This window comes from Scandinavium sp. (genome assembly GCF_036271055.1).
Taxonomy (GTDB): domain Bacteria; phylum Pseudomonadota; class Gammaproteobacteria; order Enterobacterales; family Enterobacteriaceae; genus Scandinavium.
The window spans coordinates 1-2,687 of record NZ_DATBBJ010000035.1 but is presented as its reverse complement, the minus strand read 5'-3'; the positions used below and the strand labels follow the sequence as shown (position 1 = coordinate 2,687).

The 2,687-nt window shown below is 46.3% G+C and carries 3 protein-coding genes; 1 reads left to right on the top strand and 2 read right to left on the bottom strand.

Annotated elements, in window-relative coordinates; translation table 11 throughout:
- Positions 1-201: 201 nt before the first annotated feature.
- On the bottom strand, positions 202-819 hold the full coding sequence (locus tag VH187_RS05345) for a hypothetical protein (RefSeq protein WP_329700454.1): 618 nt from the start codon (positions 817-819) through the stop codon (positions 202-204).
- On the bottom strand, positions 731-1,504 hold the full coding sequence (locus tag VH187_RS05340) for a hypothetical protein (RefSeq protein ID WP_329700453.1): 774 nt from the start codon (positions 1,502-1,504) through the stop codon (positions 731-733). Before VH187_RS05340 ends, VH187_RS05345 begins: the two co-directional genes overlap by 89 nt.
- Before the next feature lie 583 nt (positions 1,505-2,087).
- Here VH187_RS05340 and VH187_RS05335 point away from each other — a divergent pair.
- On the top strand, positions 2,088-2,345 hold the full coding sequence (locus tag VH187_RS05335) for a hypothetical protein (protein WP_329700452.1): 258 nt from the start codon (positions 2,088-2,090) through the stop codon (positions 2,343-2,345).
- Positions 2,346-2,687 lie beyond the last annotated feature (342 nt).

Here is a 2,687-nt window from a genome sequence, read left to right as displayed (position 1 = left end):
AGCCGCTTTCAGTACTAGTACCAGGTACTAATAGATTACCGTTACTATATATTCGGTTGACGGAATTCATTGTAGGCTCACACTCTCACTTTGTCAAGCACCAAATACATCTACCTGCTACTTTTTTATTCCGCCTCCCATATTCAATCCTGGAGTGCCACTTTTTTACGACTCAATAGGAAGCCCGTACAGCGACGATCTCTATTTCCTTGTGGGGTGGAAGTTAGATTTTTCTGGGATCGCCATATTCCTTCCCAACTCCTCAAACATTCCTCGTATCGTCGGGTCCTCAATCAATACTTTATCCTTTTCTAATAGTACCATGCGGTCATAGAATTCCAGGAACCGTTTTTTTGCCCACTGCAACTCATCGGAACTGCACTCGCGCAACCAATTAAGTCCTCCAGCCGCGTTCGCGGCACGCCTGATCGGGTCTAGTAGTTCGGGCTTGTTGCTGAAGTTTATATCTGGGTTTACCCACTCGTTAATGTATCTTAGTAGTTTTTGCCAAGCACGCTCTGCACTGAGGTCGCTTTCCATTTTCTTAACCTCTTGCTCTGGATTAAGAATGTCCGCTGGCGTAGGAAAGAAACGTGAGGTCTTTAAGTGCCTGGAGAACAGAAAGTTGATTCTCTCCGGTTCGGTGGCTCCCATTGCAGCCTTCCAAATATCCACCAGTGGGGAGGTAATCTGCCGACCGTACACCTCTCCACATTTTACAAGCCACTGTTTAATGAGGTTTAGTGATGAATCCTGCCGCTTCGAGATTAGCTCTAGTGAGTTCATCTCCGGTGAGTTTTCTGGATTGCCTGTTGCCATTAACATTTCCTCTCTTTACGGGATATAATTTGGCCCACGAATTCGAGATTGATTGCTCCAGAACTTCCGTTGGGTCTTCACCGGAGTTTTTTAGTTCTTCCAATTCTCTGATTTTTAGGTCGATGGCATGAGGGGTCAGCGGTCGATTGATTTTGGTTCGCATTTCCACGTAGTACCGCCACGTTATCAGGGGAAGCCAATCAACAAGCGGCGGAGCCGCCTCTTGTTTTACCGCTTCTATCTCTCTCCTACTGACGCTCTTATTGAATAGGCCATTTTCTGTCTCCATATAGGCCATTTTCTGCCTGTCCTCTAGGCCATTTTTGGCCTTTACTGCTGGATCATATAGGCCATTTTTGGCGGAATCCAAATTGGTAAAATTCATCGACGCTTGCTTGTAGTTAAACTTTTTAGATTTCAAAATCCTGATCCTCATTTTTTTGTAGTTAGTGTGCGTAACCTCGATATACCCGCCTGCTTTTAGTTGGCGCATCCAGCTATGGACAGTTCTTTCTTTCTGGCCTAAACGCTCATTTATTTTCTTGTAAGTTATCGGCGTGCCCCCAAGAACCAAGCCTGTTGATTTCGTTTGATGCCGGATTAGCCACAGGTATAACCAGACTGCCGATCCCATCGTTTCGATATGTTTTTTATCTATTAGTCCGTCGTGAACCCCGACGTTCATGCACACCTCGACCGTTGATATTTTCGGTAGGTTTATTTTTTGAGGACGTTGCCGAAGGTCCTTTGTCTCTCCACACCTTTGTTTCTGAGAAAAAAGAGGTGGGGCGGCGATCAACCGCCCCATGACTCAAGAGACAAAGGCAGCACGGATTGAGTGCTGACCTACAGTAAATCACTGTGGTTTTTCTATGTCAAGAAGTTTTAGTACTCGGGTCTTCCACGATTACTTTCGATGATGTCTCTTCCACATTGTAGTAGCCAGCAACGTCCTTGAACCACCGCTTCGTGATCGTCTCAAGGGAATGCACAAAATCTGTTAGCTCGAAAAAGCGTACCCCGTCTGTTGATTTAGGAACGAGGTGCAATTCGATTTGCAGCGTTATTTTCATACTCCGAATAATACCACTTGACACAACGCAATACAATACTCTACATTTGCTATTCATGGATACGGTTTCCATTAGAATTACACGCCCCGAGTACTCGGCGCTAAGAGAGATCGCTAAAAAAGAAGGGCGTTCCCTGACTTGGCTAATCACGTATGCAGTGAAGATGTATTTGAAAGAACATAAGAACGGTGCGAAATGAACGCCTCTCTGGATGATGTAGAGATAATCGCAGAAGAGCTAGCGCCGTCGCTGTGCGGCAAGACGATTCAGGAACTTCGCCGCGAGTTGCTGTGCTGCCCTACAAGCAGCGAGGACATGAAGCGGCTCGCTGGCATGTTGCACGATCTATTCAAGGCTGCTAGCGTGGAACGCTACAAGAGAATGGGAAAGCGGGTAGTAGAAGGAAACGTAACAATGAGAATGCGCGAGCCTGGAGAAGACGACAGTGAATGAAAGCGAGAGATTAACTGGGAAATATGCACAGCGAATCGCTATGTTGGCTACCATGGTAGAGCGTGACAAGTGGGAAGCAAACCTACTAGAACTGCGCCACGATATTTTAGACATTATGAATAAAACAAGCGGAACGGTATTGTGCGATTCAGTGATAAAACGGATAGACGAAATTCTGGAGAAGCGGCGATGCTCGGAACCGAAAACGACAACATCATCTACGTAGGACAAGCAGGGTTTGAAGCATTCTTCAACCGCGTGATCGTGCTGCAAGACGAACATCGGAGCGGGTATGAATGCAGTAGGTGCGAAGGAAAAGACATCCGCAATGAGTGCTCCTAC

Excerpts from the sequence above, each read along its gene's own strand:
- VH187_RS05345 (WP_329700454.1), bottom strand. The coding sequence starts at position 819 with ATGGCAACAGGCAATCCAGAAAACTCACCGGAGATGAACTCACTAGAG.
- VH187_RS05340 (WP_329700453.1), bottom strand. The coding sequence starts at position 1,504 with ATGAACGTCGGGGTTCACGACGGACTAATAGATAAAAAACATATCGAA.
- VH187_RS05335 (WP_329700452.1), top strand. The coding sequence starts at position 2,088 with ATGAACGCCTCTCTGGATGATGTAGAGATAATCGCAGAAGAGCTAGCG.